At 56.3% G+C, this 4,209-nt stretch carries 4 protein-coding genes; 1 reads left to right on the forward strand and 3 read right to left on the reverse strand.

Features of this window, described 5'->3' with window-relative positions; all coding sequences use genetic code 11:
- Window positions 1–744: hypothetical protein (locus ACT3R7_RS20400; protein ID WP_496199446.1), on the forward strand; the 744-nt coding region annotated here is incomplete at its 5' end.
- A gap of 1,200 nt (window positions 745–1,944) precedes the next feature.
- Here the strand turns inward: ACT3R7_RS20400 and ACT3R7_RS20405 are convergent.
- From ACT3R7_RS20405 to ACT3R7_RS20415, 3 genes are all read right to left on the reverse strand, one after another.
- The gene (locus tag ACT3R7_RS20405) at window positions 1,945–2,202 is read right to left on the reverse strand and encodes a hypothetical protein (protein ID WP_193057439.1); all 258 of its coding nucleotides are present in this window, start codon (window positions 2,200–2,202) and stop codon (window positions 1,945–1,947) included.
- Complete coding sequence (locus ACT3R7_RS20410; protein WP_193059335.1) at window positions 2,195–2,794, reverse strand: replication/maintenance protein RepL; 600 nt, start codon at window positions 2,792–2,794, stop codon at window positions 2,195–2,197. The genes ACT3R7_RS20405 and ACT3R7_RS20410 overlap by 8 nt, the downstream gene beginning before the upstream one ends.
- A 530-nt stretch (window positions 2,795–3,324) precedes the next feature.
- The gene (locus tag ACT3R7_RS20415) at window positions 3,325–3,999 is read right to left on the reverse strand and encodes a hypothetical protein (protein WP_444673382.1); all 675 of its coding nucleotides are present in this window, start codon (window positions 3,997–3,999) and stop codon (window positions 3,325–3,327) included.
- Window positions 4,000–4,209: the final 210 nt, after the last annotated feature.

Genomic DNA, 4,209 nt, shown 5'->3' on the forward strand with positions numbered 1-4,209 from the left:
AATTCGCAGAATTTTTGCCGCCGACAGGCGGCTGGTTTTAGCTTCGGAGACGCCATGCTGAGATTGTTGTTCATCGCGCTGCTAGGCGCTGCACCAGTCGCGGTAGCGACCTGGTACAGCTGGCCGCAGCTCGATGAGTTGCACAGCATCGGCTATCCGCTGGAGCGGTTACTGTTGGTAGGTGCGGGCCTGAGCTGGTTGTTGGTCGTCGTGCTGGGCAGCATGCTGCCGCTATTGCGCTGGATTGAGGACGCCGAGCGGGAGCGCATTCAGCACAATGCGCAACGTGATATGGCTGAACAGCGGGAGCGGGCCCTGGTAGACGCTGAAACAGCGTCGTTTGCCGTGGCTGAGGCTGAGCGTTTGCGTGGCTTGGCTGAACGAAATGCGCAGGAGGCGGAGCAACGAGCGACAGAGAGGGCGCTGGTCGAGCTGGAGCATAGCCGCAGGGTCATGCAGGAACGACAGGAGGCGCTCGATCAGCAGACCGCCCAGATTGAGCAGCAGCAGGCCCAGCTCGATGCGGTTGAGGCTCAATATCGAGTCTGGGTTGAGCAGCAGCAAGCCGCTGTGGCTCATGCTCAGCTTGAGCGCGATCAGGCCCGTGAGATGATGAGAAACCGCCTGTGTGGCCATGAGCGGCGCTTGCGGCAGGCGACAGGCCACGAACACATGGATTTTGAGACGTTGAAGATGATCAGCCCTCCGCGCCCCGTGCGCGTACGGCGGCATGCAGCGTCTTAGCTGAGCAAGTCCCCTGACACACGGGATCCATAGTGTGTCAACAGGGCCAGATGCCCACTGGAGCCGCCGTCCCTATCGGCCTCGATCCAGGTTACGCAGTACCTGAGACCCCGCAGAAATAGGGGGGTGACTGTAGTACCTCGCGAAAGCGCTACCGCGCATGAAGCGTCGCAGGGTTAAGTAAAGTCGATAGACGCTCTTTAAACCGTTGATTTGCCAAGTGTTCCGATTCCACTGGGATCGGATGCGAGAAGAGAAACCTAGTGCTGCCAACACTGGGGAGGCCCGACAGTCGCCAACTGTCGGGCTGCCACTGCCGAAGCCGTGTGCTCCTAATCGAGCTGGCACGGCAAACGTAGGGCGCTCCGGGGTGAAATCCCCCGGTTCGACCCAATCCACTGGACGCCCGAACGGGCGGGGTTGGGCGACACGGAAACGGGCCTCGTGGTGACACGACCAGCCCTGTTTGTTCCGAACAGGTGAAAATCCTGGCTGCGGGCTGCTGGAAACGGTAGAACGGAGACCCTGCTGGTGGGCTGCTGAGGGCGTTCGTAAGGCGTCAGGGCGCGGAGGGGAAACCTGGAAGCGTTGGTACTCGATGGGGCAACCTGTTGAGATCGCTGTATAGCTCAAGCCAGTAATTGCGGCCGTTGAGGTCGCATCGGGGTAAGAGGCACACAGCCATGACCTTGCGGGTCTGGCCATCATATTGAAGGACGGCGCTAGTAAGCGAGCTGCTTTGGAATCTCGGGCCGCTGAAAACCCTGCTACGGCAGGTGTGAGGTGTAGACCAGGGCGTCGATCTGGAGTGAGTGGCGGTGTGTTTTGACGTAACAGACTAACGTGGGAAGCACCTGGGCGGATGGACGGTTGGCACTGTCCAAGCCAGGTGTGGGAGAGCTGTTGAGTAGGCGCGAAAGCTGCTGGGCGATATGGTCGAAGCCCAGTGGTGAGGCGGAATAAGGTCAGGTTGGCACCTGGCCCCGCTATGAGCTGAAAGACGGCGGTGGTGGCGTTCTCTGGGGGTGGCACCCCACGCATAGTGCTCCCCGTTGCGATGGTATCGCGGCGGAGCACTTGGCAAACACGGTTTTAAGGGCACATGACCCTGTGAAGCTCCTGCACCCTTCGGGGTGCGGGGGCTTTCTCAAGCGCCTGGCTTCGGGTGCTTGAGAAAGCCTATCCCTTCCCATCAGGCCTCTAAGCCCGCAGAAGGGCGTCTCTGCCTTCCTCCAAGCATCTGGCTTGGCCAAACGACCAACCGGCCATCCAGGCGTCTCGCTGAGCCGTTTTGAGCGCATGTGGGCACGTTGATCGGCCATGGCCTAGCGGTTGCTCTGCTAAGTGCCACGCAACGGCGTTATGCAGCCCCGCGTGCCACTCTGGCGACTTGTCGCTACCCCAGCCTACAGCTGTCAGCAGCTTGTCAGCGTGGTCGTGGTGCCATTGCTCAATCATTACTTTCTCCTTCATTTGTTGATATTGGCAAAGGTTGCTGGAGGTGTGCATCTCCCTCTGTTTTTGATTTTGGTTGCTGTCTCTCAATTACTGTCGTGAATGCAATCCGATTGCCGTTGAACGCGAAATTCGGGTTGATGTAATACCAGCCTTGGCGTAGGTGTTTAGCGATTATCTGAGCCTTTTCCAGCTCGGCTAGACCCCGCCAAAAAGTTGGCTGAGATAGCTTGATAGGCGGCTTTCTATCGGAGTGTTCTGCTAAAAACTCATCAAGCACGATCTTGTCTAGCGGTATTAAATCTCGCTCAACCGCTCGGTTCTGCAAGCACCAGAGCAGCACGTTAAATGCCTTGATACCGGCTGCCTTGAGGTCAAAAGTGAGAGCAATATTGGCAGTAAATAGCTTCACAAACTGCTCAGCATCTACACGTCGATAGGTCGTTACATGGGTACCCTGAACCTCCCCTGTAGCTTGGTTTACCAGGATGTTGTCGTCCTTCCCTAGCTGCGACAGTCTCACGGCTTGCCCTCTGATCGGCACTACCATGTTTTCGATAAATGGGTTCTTGTCGTACCTGACAACCTTGCTCATATTCCGCCCTTAATCTGATAGACCAGCATTCAAAAAATTATGTCGGTGAATCAAAAATAACCACTTTATTGATAGCCGTCTATCATTAATTATCTTTTTTTCAATAGACCGACCAACTAGTTCTGATAGACCGACTAACCCGTTTTGAAAAAACGGCTCCCGCCCCATGCGGGTTCGTTGGAAATCCCTTCTTATATCTTGTTAAGGGGGGATAAGAGCGAAGCGAACTACCAACCTGTTTGAGAGTGCGATATGCACTCTGATCAGTGCAGCCCCGCACACTAACGCCCTCGTTCCTCGGTTGTTGGGCACCGCCGTTCACGAATCGGAGATTCGTTTCACGACGGATGCCAGGGAGGGGAATTGTTCCAATTTTTTAACCCATCAACTGCAACCCCGTTTAGCAAGGAAAGGAGGGGTATCCGCGATAGCGGATGCAGCGACGAAGGAGCGGGAACCCGCTGGGCACTGCACTGAGGAGCTGCGCGTGGGCTTGGGCGCCGCTGGGACTAAAGGCACCCCCAGTCGTGCTAAACCGATGTTTTTGTTGTTTTGGTTCTGGCGATGTTTTCAGCCTTGACGATTTCCCCTTGGGTGTAGCGACCTAGCCAGCCGATGTGGAGCCGCTTATGCGGCCACTCGCCGCGGTTAAGGCGCTTCCAGCGCTTTACCGCGCTGTTCTCCAGGGCGTACGCCTGTTTCCTGGACTGAGCAAATCCTGGCACGCGCTGCAGGCTGTGTAGGGCCTGCCGGAGGGCATCGCCGCCGTCACTAGGCGCGTTTTGTACTGCGCTGGCTAGACGGGCCTCCCAGCCTGCATAGGAATCCGCAGTGATTCGCCAGGTCCACGCAGGGCTATTGCCTGGGCGCGGGGCTTTTAGGGCCTCATAATCAGCATCCGGCATGGTCAAGCGCCCGCGTTTGCTGCTGCTTTGCTTTAGGTCTTCGAGGTCGTGGGCCATGCCCTCGCCCTCTGTAACTAGCAGCCACCACCAGATTTTGCCGGGGTTGGTTTTGTCCACCAAGCCAACCAAATAGCTATTGCACTGGCCTTTGGCTTTGCGTCGCCACCGTTGTTGAGCTGTTGCGTGAATTAGATAACGGTCTAAAAATTTAGCCTCAAGTGCAGGCCATTTTTTGGCCTCGATGCTGCCGGCTGTCCAGTAGATATATCCCCTCGACAGGTGCCGAAGCAAAAGACGCATCGCGTCTGTTTTGTACCGAAAAATCACTGGATGATTCCCCCCGATTTTCTGTTTTGCACGAACACCTTTATCGCTATATCCTACTGAGAGTATGTGAGTAATATACCTGCCAATGTAGATTGTGCTATATAAGAATCTTGCACAATTGTAGATTTAGGCACAAAGAGATTCCTAGCGCTGCGCGCTATGCGGCCTTGCCAGGCCGCCCAA

It is taken from the genome of Halomonas sp. AOP43-A1-21 (assembly GCF_052376775.1).
Lineage (GTDB): Bacteria > Pseudomonadota > Gammaproteobacteria > Pseudomonadales > Halomonadaceae > Vreelandella > Vreelandella colorata.

Excerpts from the sequence above, each read along its gene's own strand:
- ACT3R7_RS20405 (WP_193057439.1), bottom strand. The coding sequence starts at position 2,202 with ATGATTGAGCAATGGCACCACGACCACGCTGACAAGCTGCTGACAGCT.
- ACT3R7_RS20410 (WP_193059335.1), bottom strand. The coding sequence starts at position 2,794 with ATGAGCAAGGTTGTCAGGTACGACAAGAACCCATTTATCGAAAACATG.
- ACT3R7_RS20415 (WP_444673382.1), bottom strand. The coding sequence starts at position 3,999 with ATGCGTCTTTTGCTTCGGCACCTGTCGAGGGGATATATCTACTGGACA.